Genomic DNA, 18,070 nt, shown 5'->3' on the forward strand with positions numbered 1-18,070 from the left:
CCACTGTAACGGATGGAAAGGAAAGAACGTAGTCGGCTTGGCTCATGTAAAACTCCTCTCGGTTGTTCAATAAGCCAATTTTTCACCTTCGCTAGAAAATATTCATCACAGTCATGGGAACCTTACGTAGCATCTAATGCTTGGAATTCATTGCTGAGGCATCAATAGCAGATTTTCTGTGACGTGTTAGACCAAGAATACTTACTGCAAGCAAGATTAAAATGGCTCCTCCTACCATTGCTCTATCCAAAGCAATCTTAAAGAGAAGGTAAGAGAGGATTACAGTCGTTAAAGGTTCAACTGTTTCAAGAACACCGGTTACAGTAGGATTAATTTTGCAAGCGCTCAGCAGATAACAGAGATAGGCCAAGATATGACCTACGACACTGACGCACAAAATCGCTAATATGGACAAAGTCGTCCATTCCAACCGGACGCTCCAAAAAGGCACATAGCCGTTAGCTAAGATAGTGGCTATCGTCATTGCCCACGCCATAACAACAACTGGGTCAAAACGCTCTATAAGATTTCGGGACTGCAAGGTATAGCAAGCGCTAAAAAGCGGGGCACCCAATCCGACAAGAGTCTCGACTGCATTAAACGACAGGCTGGAAAAGTTTCCTTTAGTGACAAGTAAAGCTATTCCGGTAACCGCCATTACGCTGCATAAGAATTGTTTGATTGTTGGCTTAGAGCCAAGAAAACAAAGAAGCAGCATGATAAAGAATGGACGATTTGAGGCAAGAACTGCTGCTGTCGCAGCGTTGGTCCCCTTTACACAGGAGAAAAAAGCAACTTCAGTGCCAAGAATAAGGCAGCCAAATACTATGAGGGAAAAAGAACTGTGTATTGAGCGGAGCGGAACAAAAAACTTCTGAGGTCTGGTAGTCAGACAATAGAAAATTAGTACCGCTGAGGTAATAATCATTGTTAAAGAAATGAATGCGGGCGGCTCCATTTGACAGTTGTGAAGAAGAAATTGAGAGGCAATATCCATCAAGCCCCACAATATGCCGGAGGCTACACCGAGGACTAAGCCTATAGTTCTGATATTCATGCTGTCTGCTTATTCAAATCTTCTGGGATTTTAAAAGCTGGATAAAAGGTAACTCATTAGAGAATAAGTATTACGGGCAGTACAGTAGTGAAACTATTTGTGATTCCTAATCCGCATTAGATCATCGTATTGAGGAAAAAAGCCTGAGCGTTGAAACGATGCAGCAGGTCTTAATGTTTGGAAGAAAAAGTTCTCTTGATATTGTTGGAGACGCTGACTGGCGTGCCTTTGAAAGGATTGAGAAATTATTTTCTTGTAGGTCAGTAAAACGATCTGGACCGAAGATGACGTTTACATAAAGATGTTTGGAAGAAAATTTGCTCCAGATCCAACTGAAAGCACTGCCTAGCAGGAGCTCAGAAGGATTTGAAATTTTTTATCTAGTAGTCTGGTAAAGATCAAAGATGAAGACTGTCTCTGATAGTTTGCAGAAAATTTAACTTCAAACGTTCCGTTTGAAATAACTGGGCGTGGTTCCAAAAACTTTCTTGAAAGCAACAATGAATGAAGAAGGATTCAGAAAACCTGCTTCGTAGGCTGCTTCTTCAACACTTTTCCCTTTTCTTAATTCGCTTATTCCAACCCATAATTTGATTTGGACGAGCCACTCTGCGAAAGTTAATCCAGTATTTTCAAGAAGTCTCCTCCTCAACGTTCTTTCGGAGATATTCAAGGCTTTTGCGACATCGGTGGCCGTTTTGTTCCGACAGTCGGCATCCGAGATAAATTGTTCGGTTAAACGACGAAGTTCGGGATTTAAAGGAAGAGGCGCAAAGATTTTTGGCAGTACAGTAGATAGAGAGAGTTCCTGGACTATAACCTCCCAGAGTTTGCTTGAATGGTTGGAGTCGCCGTACTTTAATTTTTTCTGAGATACGTGCTTAAGCATTTCCAAAGTCATGGAGTTCAACACGAGTCTCTGAGGTACATTTGGTAGTAATAAAGAAAATTTGGGATCAAAGTGTGCAAAAAGGACTTGCGCATTTGAGCTGAGAACTCCGCAATGATAAGTTCCGGCTGGACACCATGCAGCGCAAGCAACCGGAACTCCCCAATATCCTTCTTGAAGCACAATTCCTGCATGGCCATTTAAAGTTATACTGAGCTGTCCAGTGGTGTGCCGATGCAGCTTCGGAGGAGAAGCTTCCTCCGTCATCTGCTCAATTAAGAAAGATTCGGCAGAGATAGAGGAAGAATTTGGATCAAACTCTTTTGGCCATTTTGCAGGAAAAGGCTTTGTCATAGTTTAGGGAACCTTGTACTTTAAGTTGTGGCAATTGGCACAAACGTTTTTACTTTACTCATGTCCTCTATGGCATTCTTGGCAATCCGTATTAACTAAGTGATTGTAATGAGGATCAGGATCAAGTTTTTTGTCTTTTGTTTTTGCCGCTAAATTTTCTAAAGTTCCATGGCATTGGACGCATTTTCCAGAAGAGACTTCGGCACCTTGTTTGGGAGCTTGTGTTTCATGACAGGCAGTACAATTAACACTCTTCGTCACGTGCTTATCTGCTAGGAAAGAATCTTGAGCCATAGCCGGCAAAGCGATCAAAAGAGAACCTAAGAGAAGAACTAAATTTTTTCGCATTTTTTACTCCTTAGTTTTGTTCTTTTGCTCTGAGAGCGGCGTTTCTTCCTGCTACGCGTCCGAAAACCATGCACCCGCCTAATTGGTTTCCGCCAATGTCATCTTGATACCATACTCCGCCTGCGGCAGCACCTGCTGCGTAGAGTCCGGGGATAGTACGATTTTCTGTGTTTACTACTTCGGCTTTTCCGTTAATTTTTGGACCGCCAAAAGTGCTGGCAATGCCGCCGGCTGCCGGAATCATGTAATAAGGCCCAGTTTCCAGTGCATGGGGTTCGTCATAGGAATAAGGCGGGACAAGCTCCTTGCACTTACCTTTTTTGACAGCGGCGTTAAATTCTTTAACAGTCGCCAAAAGATTGTTAACCGGAACGCCGGCCTTTTTCGCAACTTCTTCAATGGTATTTCCTGATGGAACTTCGTAACCGAGGCGACGGAAACGTGTCAGAGTGTTCGTCAGAATGTTTGAATTCTTATCGGCGTCCTGTCCGATCAACATATAGGAGATATTGTCAGGAGTTCTTTCAGCAATTGCTTTGGCTTTTGGCACCTGCAGCCAGGTTTCTTCCACAAATCGTTTCCCTTGACTGTTAACTTGGATTCCGTATCCAGCATGCATCAATGGAGAAGGGTTCGCTTTTCCGGTCGGCGTCATAGGGCCAGCATAGAATTGATCCAGATTTACTAATTTGGCCATGACTTTTTGAGTCATTGTGATGTTCTCTCCTGTAATCCAGGGAGAACCGCGCAAAACTAATCGAGATGCCCACGGACCGATGAACTGAGTGACCATGGCTTGATTTGCAGCGTAGCCTCCCGTGGTGAGAATGACTCCGCCTTTGGCCAAATACTCAACTCTTTTATCTTTTGTCAGGCACACTACGCCTTTCACATTTAATAAATCATCGGTAATTAATTCGATAGCTTTGGTGTTGTAGTGAATTGGCACACCTTTCTTTTCTAATGCTTTTAAGACACAGCGAACTAATTGGGAGCCGCCGGTGATTCCATCTCCCGGTGAGATAAGGCAGCGGGAAAGTTCGGGGGCCGGAAGGTTCTCCCAAAGATAGAACGGGGTACCGTGACTGGCTAGCCAATCTACTCCGTCACCTGCCTCTTCTGCGTAAACTTTTATGCATTCTGGATCACTGCGGTATCCCGATAGCTTCATCATGTCATTGAAAAAGGCTTCTTTTGAATCCGGATGATCCTTTTGGAATTTGCTGCCAACACAAGCAATCCATCCGGAGGAGTAGATGGTAGTACCGTCAGGACGGTTCATTTTTTCAATAAGGACAACTTTTGCGCCTTTTTCAGCAGCCTCTAAGGCTGCACAAAGACCGGCAAAACCTGCACCAACTACTACAACGTCCCATTCGTTCTGAGAGGATGTGGCTTGTGCACGGGCCAAGGTCGGAAGGCCACCGGCAGCCATAAGAATAGGAGCCACTTTAAATAAACTTCTTCTTTTCATTGTATTCTCCAGGGGATTTCTAACGAACACAATAAAATTCTAGAAATGCCTGCAAACTGAAACAATTGGACAATCGGACAACCGATATTGCTAAACGGACAAAGGAAGTAATCGGAAGTCTTGAAGTAAACATTATTGGGAGACTTTTTTATCCGGCGGATATTCGAATTTCCGAGAGAGACTAAAGAGAATGAGTGGCGATAGATTAGTATTGTCTGCCGTTTGAAGTAACAATTAGGTTTGCATAAGTATTACAGAACGGCCAGGATTAGTTAGAAAAATCGGCCTGTGGAGCGACAGACAGACCGATTGAATTGGAGTGAAATTTGGGATAAGACCCTTTGAAAAAGCTATTGGATTATGCTGGCTTTAAGATAGTCGTCAACAATTCGGAGCTTTCCTTCTAAATTTTTAGTGTATGCAACTTTACGGTGGTCTTCGTCCATTAAAACTGCCATCAAATATGGGTGCTCTTTTAAATAGTTGATAGCGTCATCCCAACCCATAACAAAAAGGGCCGTACATAACGCATCTGCAGTGGCAGAGTTCTTGTGGTAAATAGTGACAGAAGAGAGAGTGGCGCGAACAGGCTTGCCAGTTAAAGGATTTAAAAGATGGTGGTACTTGACGCCGTCTTGGACAAAGAATTTTTCGTAGTCGCCGGAGGTGACTATGGAAGCATTATCTACCGGAAGGACGGCAAAATAATATCCTCGATCTTTAGCAGGGGTCTGGAGACCGACTCTCCATGGCTGATTTTCCCCGTTAGTTCCGCTGCCAATAATGTTTCCTCCAAAACTAAGCAAAGAATCTGAGCAGCCGTTTTTTAAAAGCACTTCCATAACTTTATCGGCGATATAACCTTTTCCGATTGCTCCGAGCGTTATCTCTTGATTAGGACCAATTTTGGCGTAATTTTTGCCGTTTTCTGTTTTTACCTCTATGGAAGAATAACCGACATTTTTCAAAGCATTTTTGATTTCTTCATTACCCGGGATCCTATGCGTGTCCTGATCTACGCTCCACAATTTCACTAACGCTCCAACGGTTGGATCATAGGTCCCATTAGTTTCGGATGAAATCTTATTAGAAAGTCTGAGCACTTCTGCCGTCTCTTTAGAAACTTCTACCCAGGAACCGGCATTTTTTCCCAATTTAGAAATATCACTATCCGGATCGTAAGCTGATAATAGGTATTCCAGTTTTCTGGTTTCATCATTAACCAGCTTATGGCAAAAGTTAGCTCTCTCTTCTGAGTCTGCTTTGACCTGAGAAGTGACGATGGTCCCGATTGCCCAGGTCGTATTGGAATAAACCTTTTGTTCCGATTCGGAGGGGGCAGCAAAAGGGTTGCTAGAAAGGAGAATTAGAGATAGAAGAAGGAGTTTTTTCATCGTGAATTGTTAAGCGTTGCCGAATTCTTTCGAAATTATAAAAAACCAGAATGCACTGAAAAAGAAAGCCAAAATTCAAAATGTTTCGAAAGGATATCGTCGCAAAGTTCGACAGCTAGCCTATTTTCTTGGTTTTTGCAATAGAAAATTTAAAACGGTTGTGACAAATTATTAATAAATCAACGTAGCTATTTGCAAATAAAGAAAAAAAAGAATATGATCGCCACTTTCGTGATCGCCTCAACCTTTTGGCGATTATTTTTTCAATGAATGTCCTGGTCAATCGTAACCAGGGTGGAGATAACAATGAGTGAGAAGCTCGGCTTAGTCGGTCGTAAGATTGGCATGACGCGCATCTTTACTGAGGAAGGTGTTTCCGTCCCAGTAACAGTGCTCGACGTGTCTAACAACCGTATTACCCAGATTAAGACGGTTGAGACTGATGGCTATAACGCTGTTCAAGTCGCTTTTGGTTCTAAGAAACCATCACGCGTGAGCAAACCTCTCAAGGGTCAGTTTGCAAAAGCTGGCGTTGAAGCAGGTTCCATGCTCAAAGAATTCCATGTTGAAGATGACAAGATTGGCGAAATGAAAGTTGGCCAAACTCTTCCTATCGATATGTTCACAGTTGGTCAGAAAGTTGACGTAACTGGTACAACAATCGGTAAGGGTTTTGCTGGCGCTATCAAACGTCATCATTTCTCTTCAAACCGTGCCAGCCACGGTAACTCCGTGTCTACAAATGCTCCTGGTTCTATTGGTAACCGCCAAGATCCGGGCCGCGTTTTCCCAGGTAAGCGTATGGCAGGTCACTTAGGTGACGTCCAACGCACAACTCAGAATTTGATTATCGCTCGCGTAGATCCTGAACGTCAGTTGATCTTGGTTCGCGGCGCCGTTCCGGGCGCTTCTAACGGCGAAATCATTATTCGTCCAGCCATCAAGGCTAAAGCTTAAAGGAGCGATTAATGGAACTGACAGTATTGAACGATCAGGGCCAGCAGACCGCAACCTTTGCGGCTAGCGATGCCTTGTTTGCCCGTTTATATAACGAAGCACTTGTACACCAGGTCGTAGTTGCCTATCAGGCAAATGCTCGTCTTGGCACACGTGCTCAATTGAATCGTGAAGCAGTACACCACTCTACACGCAAACCATGGCGCCAGAAAGGTACAGGCCGTGCCCGTGCTGGTATGTCTTCTTCTCCGGTTTGGCGTGGAGGCGGCAGAGCTTTCCCGAATACACCTGACGAAAACTTCTCTCAGAAGATCAACAAGAAAATGGTTCGCGGCGCTATGGCCTGCATTTTCTCCAGACTTGCTGAAGAAGGCCGTTTGGTTGTTGTAGACAGCATGGATGTAGATACACCAAAGACTAAGAACTTCGCTAACAAGTTAAAAGCTATGGGTGTTGATAACGCATTGATCATCACTAAGGAAATCAGCTCTAACTTAGATTTAGCCAGCCGCAACCTTAAGAATATTTGGGTTGTCGAACCGCGCTATGCCGATCCGCTGTCACTGATCTTCTTTAAGAAGGTTATCGTTACTAAGGATGCTGTTGCAACTCTTGAGGAGATGTGGGGATGAGCAAAGATTTTCTTTACAAGGTTATCCTCGGCTCCATCGTCTCTGAAAAGAGCACGATGATTGGCGAAAAGAATAATCAATATGCCTTCCAGGTTGTTCCCGAAGCAACAAAGGAAGATGTCAAAGCAGCTGTTGAATTACTTTTCAAAGTAAATGTCAAGAGTGTTAACATCCTGAACGAAAAAGGTAAGCAGAAACGCTTCGGACGTTTCGAAGGCAAGCGCAACGATGTTCGCAAAGCCTATGTTTGCTTGGCCGAAGGTCAGGAAATTAACTTCGCACAAGAGGTGAAGTAATGGCTCTGGTCAAACTCAAACCAACATCCGCAGGTCGTCGTCACGCAGTTAAAGTCGTGAACCCTGACTTGCACAAAGGCAAACCGTACGCTCCATTGGTTGAAAAGAAAAACCGTGGATCCGGTAGAAACAATTTCGGCCGCATCACTGTCCGTCATCAAGGCGGCGGTCATAAGAAGGCCTATAGAATTATCGACTTCAAGCGTGATAAAGATGGTATTCCAGCTATCGTTGAACGCATTGAATACGATCCAAACCGCTCTGCAAATATCGCTCTCGTCCTCTACAAAGACGGCGAAAGAAGATACATCATCGCTCCTAAGGGCTTGAAAGCCGGCGATGAAATCATGAGCGGACAGGAAGCTCCTATCAAAGCAGGTAACGCACTTCCTTTACGTAACATTCCGGTTGGTACAACAATCCACAACATCGAAATGAAGCCGGGCAAAGGTGCTCAGATGGTTAGAAGCGCCGGTGCATTCGCTCAGTTATTGGCTCGCGAAGGTGCATACGCTCAGATTCGTCTTCGTTCCGGTGAAGTTCGCCGCATTTTGATTGAATGCCGTGCAACAGTCGGTACAGTTGGCAACGAAGAAAACAGCCTCCGTGAGCTCGGTAAAGCCGGTGCTAAGCGTTGGCGCGGTGTTCGTCCGACAGTCCGCGGTGTTGTAATGAACCCGGTTGATCACCCGCATGGTGGTGGTGAAGGTCGTACAGGTACAGGTCGCGCACCTGTAACTCCTTGGGGCCAGCTCACCAAGGGTTATCGTACTCGTAATAACAAACGTACGGACAACATGATTGTGTCCCGTCGTTATCGTAAGTAAGGGGGCCTGAATGTCTCGTTCACTTAAGAAGGGACCGTTCGTAGACGGGTCCTTACTGAGAAAGGTCGAAGCTGCTCAAGCTAGCCGTGACAAACGTCCTATTAAGACATGGTCACGTCGTTCGACAATTCTCCCAGAATTCATCGGCTTAACAATTGCTGTCCACAATGGTCGTCAGCACGTGCCGGTATTTATTAATGAAAATATGGTTGGCCATAAGTTGGGCGAGTTTGCTCTTACCCGTACTTTCAAGGGCCACGCAGCCGATAAGAAGGCTGTTGCAGCTAAGAGGTAATGTAAATGGAAACCACAGCAATTGTACGTGGAGTTCGCCTCTCGGCACAAAAGGGCCGTTTGGTTGCTGATCTTGTCCGCGGCAAACCCGTTGACAAGGCTTTAAATATTCTTTCTTTCACACAGAAGAAGGCTGCCGGAATTGTCGGTAAAGCATTGGAATCTGCTATTGCTAACGCAGAACATAACTTCGGCGCTGACATCGATGAGCTTCGTGTTACTTCTATCTATGTTGAAAAGGCCGCTACTCTGCGTCGTTTCTCTGCTAGAGCTAAAGGCCGCGGTGCACGTATCGGTAAGCAGACTTGCCACATCTATGTGACAGTTGGCGATACTCCGGTCAAGAAATAACAGGTGACGTATGGGACAGAAAATTAATCCAACAGGCTTCCGCCTTCCTGTAACACACGACTGGACCTCTCGTTGGTATGCTACTGGCCGCGATTTTTCCCGCACTTTAGCAGAAGACTTGAAGGTTCGTGAATACTTAGGTGAAAAGCTCAAAAACGCCTTTGTCGGCCGCATCCTTATTGAACGTCCGGCTAAGAATGCCAAGATTACTATTTACTCTGCTCGTCCGGGTATGGTAATCGGCAAGAAGGGTGAAGAAATCGAAGTTTTGAAGTCTGCCATCCAGAAGATTATGGGCGTTCCAGTCCATATCAACATTGAAGAAATCCGCCGCCCGGATTTGGATGCACAGTTGATTGCTGACGGTATTACTCAGCAGTTAGAAAAGCGTGTCATGTTCCGCCGTGCAATGAAGCGCGCAATGCAGAATGCAATGCGTCTCGGCGCACAAGGTATCAAGATCATGTCCTCCGGCCGTTTGAACGGTGCTGAAATTGCCCGTACAGAATGGTATCGCGAAGGCCGTGTTCCTCTTCATACTTTGAAGGCTGACATTGATTACGGTTTCTCCGAAGCCAATACTACTTACGGTATTATCGGCGTTAAGGTTTGGGTCTACAAAGGCGATAACCTTGGCCGTGATGCAGTTCAAGAAGCACCGGCTCCGGAACGTGAAGACCGTCGCAACCGCCGTCCAGCCAAACCAGCTGGCCGTCGTTCCCGTAAAAACGCCGAAGGCGCAAAGAGCGAAGGCAGACAGCGTCAGCAGAAACCTGCTGCTGCAGCCGAAGCTCCAGCTAAAGAAGGTGAATAACGATGCTTCAACCAAATAGAACAAAGTACCGTAAAGACCAGAAGGGCCGTAACTACGGTTTGGCTCAGAGAGGCGCTAAAGTCTCCTTCGGTTCTTTCGGTTTGAAAGTTACAGAACGCGGTCGTCTGACAGCTCGTCAGATTGAAGCAGCACGTCGTGCTATTACTCGTCACATTAAACGTGGCGGTCGCGTTTGGATCCGCGTGTTCCCGGACAAACCAATCTCCAGCAAACCTGCTGAAGTCCGTATGGGTAACGGTAAAGGTAATCCGGAATACTGGGTAGCCTTGGTACAACCGGGCCGTGTTATTTATGAATTAGACGGTGTTGATGAAGAGTTGGCTAGAGAAGCTTTCCGCTTAGCAGCTGCTAAGTTGCCTTTGAAGTCTATTTTCGTTACACGCCAGATCGGCCAGTAAGGAGATAGTAAATGAAGGCTAAAGATAAAGACTTACGTGCTATGGACATGGACGGCCTCAAGAAAGAACTTCAAGAGCTTTTGAAAGCTCAGTTCAATCTTCGCATCCAAAAGTCCCACCAGCAGCTTCAGAATACAAGTCTTATTAGAAAGACTCGTCGTGAAATTGCTCGTGTCCGCACCATCATGACTCAAAAGGCAGCTTCCAAATGAGCGAAACAAAACTTCAACGCACATTGATCGGTAAAGCTACCAGCACAAAGATGGACAAAACCGTCACTGTTTTGGTAGAACGCAAAGTCAAGCATCCGATCGGAAAAATTGTCATCAAGAGCAAGAAATATCATGTTCATGATGAAAACAACGATGTGAGAGAAGGCGATATCGTTGAAATCGCAGAAACAACCCCGATTTCTCGTACGAAATCCTGGAAAGTTTCTAAGATTATCGAAAGAGCTGTAATCATCTAAGTTGTAACAAAAAATCAGAAGAGCTTGCAACTATATCTTTGATTAGATATAATTGCGGCTCTTTTGATTTATAGGCAAACCTATAGGTCTTTACTGGGGAATCAGATCAATGGAGCTCCTTCAACCCTTTTTGAAGGCTTCGCGAAATTGTGATGAGGACTCTTCTCCCGGACGGGACCAATACTATCCGAGGACATTTTGTCAAACTTGGAATAAGTTGGGAATATTAAAACATGATTCAGATGCAATCTAATTTGAGCGTAGCCGACAACACCGGCGCACGTTCAGTACAGTGTATTAAAGTGTTGGGCGGCTCTAAGCGCCGTTATGCAAACATTGGCGACATTATCAAAGTGACCGTCAAAGAAGCCGCTCCCCGTGGGCGTGTAAAGAAGGGCGAAGTCTACAGTGCTGTCGTGGTTAGAACTGCCAAAGGCGTACGCCGCCAAGATGGTTCTTCCATTTCTTTCGACGGTAACGCAGCTGTCCTGCTTAACAACAAACTCGAACCGATCGGAACTCGTATCTTCGGGCCAGTTACACGCGAATTGCGTACTGAGCGCTTCATGAAGATCGTTTCATTGGCTCCTGAAGTTCTTTAAGGAGAACAGAATGCAACGTATTCGTAAAGGTGATGAAGTTATCGTTATCACCGGCCGCGATAAAGGTAAAAAAGGTACAGTGACTCAGGTGCATCACGACGGTAAAGTTACCGTAGAAGGCATCAACATTGTTAAAAAGCACGTTAAGCCGAATCCTATGCTTGGTCAGGCTGGCGGTATTATGGACAAGACACTCCCAATCGACGCTTCCAACGTCATGCTTGTCAATCCTAAGACTGGCAAGGGCGACAGAGTTGGTTTCAACGTAGTTGACGGCAAGAAAGTCCGAGTCTTTAAGAGTGACGGCTCCACAGTTGGCGCAACAGCATAAGAGGTCTTAACAAATGTCTCGTTTTCAGAAGAAATACCTTGAAGAAGTCGTTCCGGCTTTGACAAAAGAATTCGGTTACAAGACCACTATGGAAGTTCCACGTATCACCAAGATCACTCTTAACATGGGTGTCGGTGATGCAGTTACTGACAAGAAGCTTGTAGATCACGCTGTTGAAGATTTGACCAAGATCTCCGGTCAAAAACCAGTTGTCACCAAAACAAGAAAGGCTATTGCGAACTTCAAGATTCGTGAAAATATGCCGATCGGCTGCATGGTTACATTGCGCGGCGAACGTATGTATGAATTCCTTGACCGCTTAGTCACAATCGCTTTCCCGCGTGTTCGTGACTTCCGTGGTGTTAGCCCACGTGCCTTCGACGGCCGCGGCAACTACAACGTAGGTTTGAAGGAACAGATTATTTTCCCGGAAATTGAATACGACAAGATCGACAAACTCCGTGGTTTAAATATCAGCATTACAACAACAGCCAAAACTGACAAGGAAGCCAAAGCACTTTTAGGCGCCTTTAAGTTTCCATTCCGCAACTAAGCGAGGTGATTTAATTGGCAAAGCTTGCTTTAATTAACCGTGAACTCAAGCGCCAAGCTTGCGCACAGAAGTTCGCCGCAAAACGTAAAGAACTTAAAGATATTATTAACGATGCTACCCGCTCGATGGAAGAGCGCATGGAAGCTCGCACCGCTCTTCAAGCATTACCACGTAATGCCAGCCCATGCCGTCAGCGCAACCGCTGCGGTTTAACAGGCCGTCCACGTGGCACATTCCGTAAATTCGGTTTGGCTAGAAGCAAGATTCGCGATGCAGCTATGCATGGTGACATTCCCGGCCTGACTAAGGCCAGCTGGTAAGCGAGGAGATTACAAAATGAGTATGAGTGATCCGATCGCCGACATGCTGACCCGCATTCGCAATGGTCAGACAGTGGACAAGGCGGAAGTAACAATGCCATCTTCCAAGTTGAAGGTTGCAATTGCTAAAGTTTTAGAAGACGAAGGTTATATCTCTGGTTACACAGTTGATGCCAACGAAGGCAAACCAGTTCTTCACATCGGTTTGAAGTATTACGCCGGCCGTCCGGTTATTGAACGCATTGAACGCGTTTCTCGTCCTGGACTCCGCGTTTACAAGAACCACTTGACTATTCCACAAGTCATGAACGGTTTAGGCGTTGCTATCGTCTCCACTCCAAAGGGAGTTATGACAGATCGCAAGGCACGTGAAGCCGGTATTGGCGGCGAAGTTCTTTGCTACGTCGCTTAATCGTGAGGAGGAATAATGTCTCGTGTAGCTAAAATTCCGGTAACAATCGCCAAAGGCGTTGAAGCCAAAATTGAAAATGGTGTTATCACCATCAAAGGCCCAAAAGGTACATTGACCCAGAAGCTTGACCCACGCGTTGAAGTCAAGATTGAAGACGGTCATGTCCACTTTAAAGCATTAGATCAGAGCAAAGAAGCTAACGCAATGAGCGGAACACTCCGCGCTTTGGTCAACTCCATGAACAAGGGTGTTTCCGTTGGCTGGTCCAAGAAACTCCTTCTTGTTGGTGTGGGTTATCGTGCACAGGCTCAGGGCGACAAGCTCAACCTGTCACTGGGTTTCTCTCATCCGGTTGTCTATCAAATGCCTGCCGGTACAAAGGTAGAAACTCCGACCCAGACTGAAATTGTGATCCACGGTGCAGACAAGCAACAAGTCGGTCAAGTTGCTGCTGAAATCCGCGCATTCCGTTCACCTGAACCTTATAAGGGCAAGGGCGTTCGCTACGCTGATGAACATGTGATCATTAAAGAAACTAAGAAGAAATAATCGTACGGAGTCTTAAAGTGATCGACAAGAAAGCAAATCGTCTGCGCCGTGCTCGTGCAACACGTGCACGTATCAGACACATGAACGTTAATCGTTTAACCGTTCATCGTACAAATTTACATATTTACGCACAGATTATTTCTGCCGACGGTAAGAACGTTCTGTGCGCTGCCTCTACTCTCGAACCTGAAGTAAGAGCTGAATTGGCAGGTGTAAGCGGAAAGGGCGGCAATGTCAATGCTGCTAAGCTCATCGGTACACGCATTGCTGAAAAGGCAAAGAAAGCCGGTATCGAAAGCTGTGCATTCGACCGTGCTGGTTATAGTTATCATGGCCGTGTTGCTGCGTTAGCAGAAGCTGCTCGCGAAGCCGGTCTCAAGTTCTAAGGAAATAAAATGGCAAAAGTACCAGCTAAAGGCGCTGCAGCCGAGGAACAGGACGACGGCATTCGCGAAAAAATGATTGCTGTAAACCGCGTCACCAAAGTTGTTAAAGGCGGTCGTATTCTCGGCTTTGCTGCTTTAACAGTTGTTGGCGATGGAGACGGCGGCATCGGTATGGGTAAAGGAAAATCTCGTGAAGTTCCTGTATCCGTACAGAAAGCTATGGATCAAGCCCGTCATTCCATGGAAAGAATTCCATTGAAGAACGGCACAATTCATCACTCAGTAGTCGGCCACCATGGCGCTTCTCGCGTTATGCTTCTTCCGGCTCCTGAAGGTACCGGTATCATCGCCGGCGGCCCGATGCGTGCTGTATTTGATGCAATGGGTATCCGCAACATCGTTGCTAAGTCTCATGGCTCATCCAACCCATACAACATGGTTCGTGCAACTTTAGATGCGCTCAGCCATCTTCGCACACCAAGCGAAATTGCTGCTAAACGCGGCAAGACCGTTGAAGAGTTGTTAGGTTAAGAGATTGGAGAACAAAATGGACAAGAAGACTGTCAAAGTTACATTGGTCAAGAGCCCGATCGGCTGCAAAAAAGCCCACCGTGCTACTGTTCTCGGTCTTGGATTGAGAAAAATTCGTCAAACTCGTGAACTCGAGGATACACCAGCAGTTCGCGGCATGATCAACACCGTATCTTACTTAGTACGTGCTGAATAATTGAGGAAATAACAATGAGACTTAATACAATTCAGCCAGCTGAAGGTTCCAAGAGCGCAGCTCATCGCGTTGGCCGCGGTGTAGGCAGCGGCTGGGGCAAAACAGCAGGACGCGGCCACAAAGGTCAAAAATCCAGAGCCGGTGGATTCCATAAAGTTGGTTTCGAAGGCGGTCAGATGCCATTGCATCGTCGTCTTCCAAAGCGTGGTTTCACATCTTGGACACACGCTAATGTTGCAGAAGTTCGTTTGTCTGACTTAGAAAAACTTGGTCTTGATGAAGTCAATCTTGGCGATCTCATCAACGCCAACGTTATCAAAGCCCACTCCAAGGACGCACGTGTCATTCTTTCCGGCGAAATTACCCGTAAGGTAGTTGTTCGCGGAATGTCTGTCACTAAAGGTGCTAAAGCTGCTATCGAAGCAGCCGGCGGCAGCGTCGTTGTAGAAGAAAAGAGCAAGTAATCAATTCATAAGGAACCGTCAACGTGGCCAAAAATACTCCGGCGAAAGCCAGCAGCAAGTACGGCGATTTATATCGTCGATTGATATTCCTTCTTCTTGCTCTCGTCGTATTTCGTATCGGCACGCATATTCCGGTTCCGGGAATCGATCCAGTTACTCTGCGCGAGCTGTTTAATCAGCAGCAAGGCGGCATCTTAGGACTGTTCAACATGTTCTCCGGTGGCGCCTTGTCCAGGTTCTCCATTTTTGCACTTGGTATCATGCCGTACATCTCGGCATCCATCATTATGCAAATGCTCTCTTATGTGCTTCCTTCCCTTGAAGCCTTAAGAAAAGAAGGTGAATCCGGACGCAGGAAAATCACTCAATACACTCGATACGGTACCTTATTGCTTGGTGCATTCCAGGCATTGGGTATCGCAGTCGCATTGGAAACACAGCCCGGTTTGGTTATTGATCCGGGCATGTTCTTCCGCTGTGTCTGTGTAATTTCTCTCGTTACGGGCACCATGTTCTTAATGTGGCTTGGCGAACAAATTACAGAGAGAGGTATTGGAAACGGTATCTCCATCATCATCTTTGCCGGTATCGTGGCAGGTCTTCCGGCAGCCGTCAGCAGCTTGTTCCAGTTGGTTTCAACAGGAGCAATCAGCCCGCTGTCCATGATCTTCATTATCGCCATTGTGGTTTTGGTTACCGCTTTCGTTGTGTTTGTTGAGAGAGGACAACGCAGAATCACAGTCAATTACGCTAAGCGTCAGATTGGCAACAAGGTTTACGGCGGTCAGAGTTCTTATCTTCCTTTGAAGATAAATATGGCCAACGTAATTCCTCCTATCTTCGCATCTTCCTTGATTCTCTTCCCTGCTACTTTAGCCGGATGGTTTACAAGCGGAGATTCCACACGTTGGATTCGCGACTTGGCTGCTTCTTTATCTCCCGGCCAACCGTTATATACATTGCTTTACGCAGCTTTGATTATTTTCTTTGCTTACTTCTATACGGCATTGGTTTTCAATCCGAAAGAAACTGCAGAGAATCTTAAGAAGAGCGGCGCATTCGTTCCAGGTATCCGCCCGGGTGAACAGACATCACGCTACATTGATAAAGTTCTCCTTCGCTTGACATTAGCAGGCGCGTTCTATCTGGTGTTTGTATGCTTGGTTCCTGAGTTCTTGAACTTACGCTTTAACGTTCCTTTCTACTTCGGCGGTACATCTTTGTTGATCGTCGTGGTAGTCGCCATGGACTTTATGAGTCAGGTTCAGGCTTATCTCATGAGCCATCAATATGAATCGTTACTCAAGAAAACAAACTTCAAGGGTTTCGGTCCAGGTTCCCTTCCCCGTTAAAGGAAAGTAACCATAAATTTGCGCAAGAGTGCGTGATTTTTGATAAAATCACGCACCTTACGCTTAACTTGTCTTTATGCACTACATTTAGACAAGTTTTAACTTGTTGATTTTGCGAGAAGTCAACACACATTTGGAGATTAATATGAAAGTAAACGCTTCGGTCAAAAAAATGTGCCGTAAGTGCAAGATTATTAAGCGCAAAGGTGTGGTTCGCGTAATTTGCTCCGATCCACGTCATAAACAGCGCCAAGGCTAAAGAGGTTAAATAAATGGCTCGTATCGCCGGTATTAACATTCCACCGAATCAGCATGCTGAAATCGGTTTGACCGCTATCTATGGTATCGGTCGTCCACGTGCACGCCAAATTTTGGAATCGGTTGGTGTAGAAACATCTAAGAAGGTAAAAGACCTTACAGACGCTGAACTGGAAAAGATTCGTGATGCAATCGGTCAGTTCACAGTTGAAGGTGACCTTCGTCGTGAAGTTCAGTTATCAATTAAGCGCCTTATCGACTTAGGAACTTACAGAGGAATGCATCATCGTCGTGGTTTACCTGTTCGCGGACAGAGAACACGCACCAATGCTCGTACCCGTAAAGGTCCGAAGAAAGCTGGTGTAGCGCTCAAAAAGTAAGGTATAGACGACTATGGCAGGTAAGATTCCAAACGCTCAGCAGATCGCTGCTCAGCGCGCACGTAGAAAAGTTAAGAAAGTTGTTAACGAGGGTATCGCTCACGTTCACGCTTCCTTTAACAACACTATCATCACAATTACTGACCGTCAGGGTAATGCAATTGCTGCATCCAGCTCCGGCGCTCAGGGCTTCAAGGGTTCTAGAAAGTCCACTCCGTTCGCTGCACAGGTTGCTGCAGAACAAGCCGGACGTCATGCTCTTGAATACGGTTTAAAGAATGTTGAAGTCCGTATTACCGGACCGGGACCTGGCCGTGAATCCAGCGTCCGTGCATTGAATGCACTCGGCATTCGCGTCACTTCGATTCAGGACGTTACACCAGTTCCTCACAACGGTGTCCGCCCATCTAAGCGTCGTCGTGTTTAATTTAACAAATTCCCGCGTTTATCAGTTCTAATCTGATGGACTGAATGTGGAACACACAGGATAAGAGAAACAAATGGCTCGTTATACCGGACCTAAAGAAAAGCTCGCACGCCGTGAAGGCTGCGACTTGAACTTGAAGAGCGCAAGACGTTCTTTCAGTTCAAAATGCAAATCCGAAGAAGCTCCTGGTCAGCATGGCCGCACTTCCGGTGCCAGATTGTCTGACTATGGTCAGCAGCTTCGTGAAAAGCAAAAAGTTAAACGTATGTACGGCGTTCTCGAACGTCAGTTCAGACTTTATTTCGAAAAAGCCAATTCTATGCGCGGCAACGTTGGCGAACAGTTACTCGGTTTGTTAGAGTGCCGTTTAGACAACGTCGTCTACAGAATGGGCTTCGGCTGCACACGTGCAGAAGCTCGCCAGTTGGTTAGCCACTGCGCTGTTACAGTCAACGGTAAGAAAGTAAACATTCCTTCCTACCAAGTTCGTGCCGGCGATGTTATCGCTATTCGCGAAAAAGCCAAAAACCAAACCCGTATCAATGAAAGCGTTAAGATGGCTGAATCTAACGGTTTCCCTGATTGGGTTGCAGTTGATTCCAAGAAATTGGAAGGTACATTCAAGAACGTACCAGCTCGTGACGAAATCGCTCACGACGTCAACGAATCTCTGATTGTTGAGTTTTACTCTCGCTAATTTATGTCACAGCGGTGTAGTGCGCCGCTTGATACAA

General features: G+C 45.9%; 30 protein-coding genes. 25 read left to right on the plus strand and 5 right to left on the minus strand.

The window, feature by feature from the left end; translation table 11 throughout:
* Positions 1 to 133 precede the first annotated feature (133 nt).
* The 5 genes from ADH67_RS07020 to ADH67_RS07040 all read right to left on the minus strand — a co-directional run bounded on the left by ADH67_RS07020 (position 134) and on the right by ADH67_RS07040 (position 5,516).
* On the minus strand, positions 134 to 1,057 hold the full coding sequence (locus ADH67_RS07020) for a DMT family transporter (RefSeq protein ID WP_066594879.1): 924 nt from the start codon (positions 1,055 to 1,057) through the stop codon (positions 134 to 136).
* Positions 1,058 to 1,499: 442 nt separating this feature from the next.
* Positions 1,500 to 2,300, minus strand: a complete 801-nt coding sequence (locus ADH67_RS07025) for an AraC family transcriptional regulator (protein ID WP_066594880.1) — start codon at positions 2,298 to 2,300, stop codon at positions 1,500 to 1,502.
* A gap of 54 nt (positions 2,301 to 2,354) precedes the next feature.
* On the minus strand, positions 2,355 to 2,648 hold the full coding sequence (locus ADH67_RS07030) for a cytochrome c3 family protein (protein ID WP_066594881.1): 294 nt from the start codon (positions 2,646 to 2,648) through the stop codon (positions 2,355 to 2,357).
* Positions 2,649 to 2,658: 10 nt separating this feature from the next.
* Positions 2,659 to 4,122: an FAD-dependent oxidoreductase gene (locus ADH67_RS07035; RefSeq protein ID WP_066594883.1), complete on the minus strand. Its 1,464-nt coding sequence runs from the start codon at positions 4,120 to 4,122 to the stop codon at positions 2,659 to 2,661.
* Between the two features lie 350 nt (positions 4,123 to 4,472).
* Positions 4,473 to 5,516 (minus strand): FAD:protein FMN transferase, encoded by a 1,044-nt coding sequence (locus tag ADH67_RS07040; RefSeq protein WP_066594885.1) that lies wholly within the window; start codon positions 5,514 to 5,516, stop codon positions 4,473 to 4,475.
* A gap of 306 nt (positions 5,517 to 5,822) precedes the next feature.
* Here ADH67_RS07040 and rplC point away from each other — a divergent pair, with 306 nt between their 5' ends.
* The 25 genes from rplC (at position 5,823) to rpsD (ending at position 18,033) form a co-directional block, all read left to right on the plus strand.
* Complete coding sequence (gene rplC, locus ADH67_RS07045; RefSeq protein WP_066594887.1) at positions 5,823 to 6,473, plus strand: 50S ribosomal protein L3; 651 nt, start codon at positions 5,823 to 5,825, stop codon at positions 6,471 to 6,473.
* Positions 6,474 to 6,484: 11 nt separating this feature from the next.
* Positions 6,485 to 7,105, plus strand: a complete 621-nt coding sequence (rplD, locus tag ADH67_RS07050) for a 50S ribosomal protein L4 (protein ID WP_066594889.1) — start codon at positions 6,485 to 6,487, stop codon at positions 7,103 to 7,105.
* Entirely contained in the window at positions 7,102 to 7,401 is a 300-nt protein-coding gene (rplW, locus tag ADH67_RS07055) for a 50S ribosomal protein L23 (RefSeq protein WP_066594891.1), read from the plus strand. Before rplD ends, rplW begins: the two co-directional genes overlap by 4 nt.
* Positions 7,401 to 8,228: a 50S ribosomal protein L2 gene (rplB, locus tag ADH67_RS07060; protein ID WP_066594893.1), complete on the plus strand. Its 828-nt coding sequence runs from the start codon at positions 7,401 to 7,403 to the stop codon at positions 8,226 to 8,228. Before rplW ends, rplB begins: the two co-directional genes overlap by 1 nt.
* Positions 8,229 to 8,238: 10 nt before the next feature.
* Complete coding sequence (rpsS, locus tag ADH67_RS07065; RefSeq protein ID WP_066594895.1) at positions 8,239 to 8,523, plus strand: 30S ribosomal protein S19; 285 nt, start codon at positions 8,239 to 8,241, stop codon at positions 8,521 to 8,523.
* A gap of 5 nt (positions 8,524 to 8,528) precedes the next feature.
* Positions 8,529 to 8,873 carry a 50S ribosomal protein L22 gene (gene rplV / locus ADH67_RS07070; RefSeq protein WP_066594896.1) on the plus strand — a complete coding sequence of 115 codons (345 nt, stop codon included), beginning with the start codon at positions 8,529 to 8,531 and terminating at the stop codon, positions 8,871 to 8,873.
* 10 nt (positions 8,874 to 8,883) lie between these two features.
* Positions 8,884 to 9,687, plus strand: coding sequence for a 30S ribosomal protein S3 (gene rpsC / locus ADH67_RS07075; protein ID WP_066594897.1), 804 nt, complete (start codon positions 8,884 to 8,886; stop codon positions 9,685 to 9,687).
* A gap of 2 nt (positions 9,688 to 9,689) precedes the next feature.
* Entirely contained in the window at positions 9,690 to 10,106 is a 417-nt protein-coding gene (rplP, locus tag ADH67_RS07080) for a 50S ribosomal protein L16 (protein WP_066594902.1), read from the plus strand.
* An 11-nt stretch (positions 10,107 to 10,117) separates the two neighbouring features.
* Positions 10,118 to 10,318 (plus strand): 50S ribosomal protein L29, encoded by a 201-nt coding sequence (gene rpmC, locus ADH67_RS07085; RefSeq protein WP_066594906.1) that lies wholly within the window; start codon positions 10,118 to 10,120, stop codon positions 10,316 to 10,318.
* Complete coding sequence (gene rpsQ, locus ADH67_RS07090) at positions 10,315 to 10,575, plus strand: 30S ribosomal protein S17 (RefSeq protein ID WP_066594908.1); 261 nt, start codon at positions 10,315 to 10,317, stop codon at positions 10,573 to 10,575. The genes rpmC and rpsQ overlap by 4 nt, the downstream gene beginning before the upstream one ends.
* A gap of 233 nt (positions 10,576 to 10,808) precedes the next feature.
* Positions 10,809 to 11,177 (plus strand): 50S ribosomal protein L14, encoded by a 369-nt coding sequence (rplN, locus tag ADH67_RS07095; RefSeq protein ID WP_066594909.1) that lies wholly within the window; start codon positions 10,809 to 10,811, stop codon positions 11,175 to 11,177.
* A 10-nt stretch (positions 11,178 to 11,187) separates the two neighbouring features.
* A complete protein-coding gene (gene rplX, locus ADH67_RS07100) occupies positions 11,188 to 11,508 on the plus strand; it encodes a 50S ribosomal protein L24 (RefSeq protein WP_066594910.1) in 321 nt (106 codons plus the stop codon).
* Between the two features lie 13 nt (positions 11,509 to 11,521).
* Positions 11,522 to 12,061: a 50S ribosomal protein L5 gene (gene rplE, locus ADH67_RS07105; RefSeq protein ID WP_066594911.1), complete on the plus strand. Its 540-nt coding sequence runs from the start codon at positions 11,522 to 11,524 to the stop codon at positions 12,059 to 12,061.
* A gap of 14 nt (positions 12,062 to 12,075) precedes the next feature.
* Complete coding sequence (gene rpsN / locus ADH67_RS07110; protein ID WP_066594912.1) at positions 12,076 to 12,381, plus strand: 30S ribosomal protein S14; 306 nt, start codon at positions 12,076 to 12,078, stop codon at positions 12,379 to 12,381.
* 16 nt (positions 12,382 to 12,397) lie between these two features.
* Positions 12,398 to 12,793, plus strand: coding sequence for a 30S ribosomal protein S8 (rpsH, locus tag ADH67_RS07115; protein ID WP_066594914.1), 396 nt, complete (start codon positions 12,398 to 12,400; stop codon positions 12,791 to 12,793).
* Positions 12,794 to 12,808: 15 nt separating this feature from the next.
* Complete coding sequence (rplF, locus tag ADH67_RS07120) at positions 12,809 to 13,342, plus strand: 50S ribosomal protein L6 (RefSeq protein ID WP_066594915.1); 534 nt, start codon at positions 12,809 to 12,811, stop codon at positions 13,340 to 13,342.
* Positions 13,343 to 13,362: 20 nt separating this feature from the next.
* Entirely contained in the window at positions 13,363 to 13,728 is a 366-nt protein-coding gene (rplR, locus tag ADH67_RS07125; RefSeq protein WP_066595996.1) for a 50S ribosomal protein L18, read from the plus strand.
* Positions 13,729 to 13,737: 9 nt separating this feature from the next.
* Positions 13,738 to 14,259, plus strand: coding sequence for a 30S ribosomal protein S5 (gene rpsE / locus ADH67_RS07130; protein WP_066594916.1), 522 nt, complete (start codon positions 13,738 to 13,740; stop codon positions 14,257 to 14,259).
* 16 nt (positions 14,260 to 14,275) lie between these two features.
* Positions 14,276 to 14,455 (plus strand): 50S ribosomal protein L30, encoded by a 180-nt coding sequence (rpmD, locus tag ADH67_RS07135; protein ID WP_066594917.1) that lies wholly within the window; start codon positions 14,276 to 14,278, stop codon positions 14,453 to 14,455.
* 14 nt (positions 14,456 to 14,469) lie between these two features.
* On the plus strand, positions 14,470 to 14,919 hold the full coding sequence (gene rplO, locus ADH67_RS07140) for a 50S ribosomal protein L15 (protein WP_066594918.1): 450 nt from the start codon (positions 14,470 to 14,472) through the stop codon (positions 14,917 to 14,919).
* Positions 14,920 to 14,942: 23 nt separating this feature from the next.
* Positions 14,943 to 16,271, plus strand: coding sequence for a preprotein translocase subunit SecY (gene secY / locus ADH67_RS07145; RefSeq protein WP_066594920.1), 1,329 nt, complete (start codon positions 14,943 to 14,945; stop codon positions 16,269 to 16,271).
* Between the two features lie 145 nt (positions 16,272 to 16,416).
* A complete protein-coding gene (rpmJ, locus tag ADH67_RS07150) occupies positions 16,417 to 16,530 on the plus strand; it encodes a 50S ribosomal protein L36 (protein WP_008810441.1) in 114 nt (37 codons plus the stop codon).
* A 13-nt stretch (positions 16,531 to 16,543) separates the two neighbouring features.
* On the plus strand, positions 16,544 to 16,909 hold the full coding sequence (gene rpsM / locus ADH67_RS07155; RefSeq protein ID WP_066594921.1) for a 30S ribosomal protein S13: 366 nt from the start codon (positions 16,544 to 16,546) through the stop codon (positions 16,907 to 16,909).
* Positions 16,910 to 16,922: 13 nt separating this feature from the next.
* The gene (gene rpsK, locus ADH67_RS07160; RefSeq protein ID WP_066594924.1) at positions 16,923 to 17,336 is read left to right on the plus strand and encodes a 30S ribosomal protein S11; all 414 of its coding nucleotides are present in this window, start codon (positions 16,923 to 16,925) and stop codon (positions 17,334 to 17,336) included.
* Between the two features lie 73 nt (positions 17,337 to 17,409).
* Positions 17,410 to 18,033, plus strand: coding sequence for a 30S ribosomal protein S4 (rpsD, locus tag ADH67_RS07165; RefSeq protein WP_066594926.1), 624 nt, complete (start codon positions 17,410 to 17,412; stop codon positions 18,031 to 18,033).
* Positions 18,034 to 18,070: the final 37 nt, after the last annotated feature.

Origin of the sequence: Turicimonas muris (assembly GCF_002221595.1) — a bacterium.
Classification (GTDB): Bacteria; Pseudomonadota; Gammaproteobacteria; order Burkholderiales; family Burkholderiaceae_F; genus Turicimonas; species Turicimonas muris.

What these genes read in the sequence shown, in the direction of transcription:
- rplP (WP_066594902.1), top strand. Translation starts at nt 9,690, where the DNA reads ATGCTTCAACCAAATAGAACAAAGTACCGTAAAGACCAGAAGGGCCGT.
- ADH67_RS07020 (WP_066594879.1), bottom strand. Translation starts at nt 1,057, where the DNA reads ATGAATATCAGAACTATAGGCTTAGTCCTCGGTGTAGCCTCCGGCATA.
- rplO (WP_066594918.1), top strand. Translation starts at nt 14,470, where the DNA reads ATGAGACTTAATACAATTCAGCCAGCTGAAGGTTCCAAGAGCGCAGCT.
- rpmJ (WP_008810441.1), top strand. Translation starts at nt 16,417, where the DNA reads ATGAAAGTAAACGCTTCGGTCAAAAAAATGTGCCGTAAGTGCAAGATT.
- rplF (WP_066594915.1), top strand. Translation starts at nt 12,809, where the DNA reads ATGTCTCGTGTAGCTAAAATTCCGGTAACAATCGCCAAAGGCGTTGAA.
- rplX (WP_066594910.1), top strand. Translation starts at nt 11,188, where the DNA reads ATGCAACGTATTCGTAAAGGTGATGAAGTTATCGTTATCACCGGCCGC.
- rpsE (WP_066594916.1), top strand. Translation starts at nt 13,738, where the DNA reads ATGGCAAAAGTACCAGCTAAAGGCGCTGCAGCCGAGGAACAGGACGAC.
- rpsD (WP_066594926.1), top strand. Translation starts at nt 17,410, where the DNA reads ATGGCTCGTTATACCGGACCTAAAGAAAAGCTCGCACGCCGTGAAGGC.
- rpsH (WP_066594914.1), top strand. Translation starts at nt 12,398, where the DNA reads ATGAGTATGAGTGATCCGATCGCCGACATGCTGACCCGCATTCGCAAT.
- ADH67_RS07035 (WP_066594883.1), bottom strand. Translation starts at nt 4,122, where the DNA reads ATGAAAAGAAGAAGTTTATTTAAAGTGGCTCCTATTCTTATGGCTGCC.
- rpsC (WP_066594897.1), top strand. Translation starts at nt 8,884, where the DNA reads ATGGGACAGAAAATTAATCCAACAGGCTTCCGCCTTCCTGTAACACAC.
- ADH67_RS07025 (WP_066594880.1), bottom strand. Translation starts at nt 2,300, where the DNA reads ATGACAAAGCCTTTTCCTGCAAAATGGCCAAAAGAGTTTGATCCAAAT.
- rpsS (WP_066594895.1), top strand. Translation starts at nt 8,239, where the DNA reads ATGTCTCGTTCACTTAAGAAGGGACCGTTCGTAGACGGGTCCTTACTG.
- rpsK (WP_066594924.1), top strand. Translation starts at nt 16,923, where the DNA reads ATGGCAGGTAAGATTCCAAACGCTCAGCAGATCGCTGCTCAGCGCGCA.
- rplV (WP_066594896.1), top strand. Translation starts at nt 8,529, where the DNA reads ATGGAAACCACAGCAATTGTACGTGGAGTTCGCCTCTCGGCACAAAAG.
- rpsQ (WP_066594908.1), top strand. Translation starts at nt 10,315, where the DNA reads ATGAGCGAAACAAAACTTCAACGCACATTGATCGGTAAAGCTACCAGC.
- ADH67_RS07030 (WP_066594881.1), bottom strand. Translation starts at nt 2,648, where the DNA reads ATGCGAAAAAATTTAGTTCTTCTCTTAGGTTCTCTTTTGATCGCTTTG.
- rpsM (WP_066594921.1), top strand. Translation starts at nt 16,544, where the DNA reads ATGGCTCGTATCGCCGGTATTAACATTCCACCGAATCAGCATGCTGAA.
- ADH67_RS07040 (WP_066594885.1), bottom strand. Translation starts at nt 5,516, where the DNA reads ATGAAAAAACTCCTTCTTCTATCTCTAATTCTCCTTTCTAGCAACCCT.
- rplD (WP_066594889.1), top strand. Translation starts at nt 6,485, where the DNA reads ATGGAACTGACAGTATTGAACGATCAGGGCCAGCAGACCGCAACCTTT.
- rplE (WP_066594911.1), top strand. Translation starts at nt 11,522, where the DNA reads ATGTCTCGTTTTCAGAAGAAATACCTTGAAGAAGTCGTTCCGGCTTTG.
- rplC (WP_066594887.1), top strand. Translation starts at nt 5,823, where the DNA reads ATGAGTGAGAAGCTCGGCTTAGTCGGTCGTAAGATTGGCATGACGCGC.
- rplB (WP_066594893.1), top strand. Translation starts at nt 7,401, where the DNA reads ATGGCTCTGGTCAAACTCAAACCAACATCCGCAGGTCGTCGTCACGCA.
- rpmD (WP_066594917.1), top strand. Translation starts at nt 14,276, where the DNA reads ATGGACAAGAAGACTGTCAAAGTTACATTGGTCAAGAGCCCGATCGGC.
- rplW (WP_066594891.1), top strand. Translation starts at nt 7,102, where the DNA reads ATGAGCAAAGATTTTCTTTACAAGGTTATCCTCGGCTCCATCGTCTCT.
- rplN (WP_066594909.1), top strand. Translation starts at nt 10,809, where the DNA reads ATGATTCAGATGCAATCTAATTTGAGCGTAGCCGACAACACCGGCGCA.
- rpmC (WP_066594906.1), top strand. Translation starts at nt 10,118, where the DNA reads ATGAAGGCTAAAGATAAAGACTTACGTGCTATGGACATGGACGGCCTC.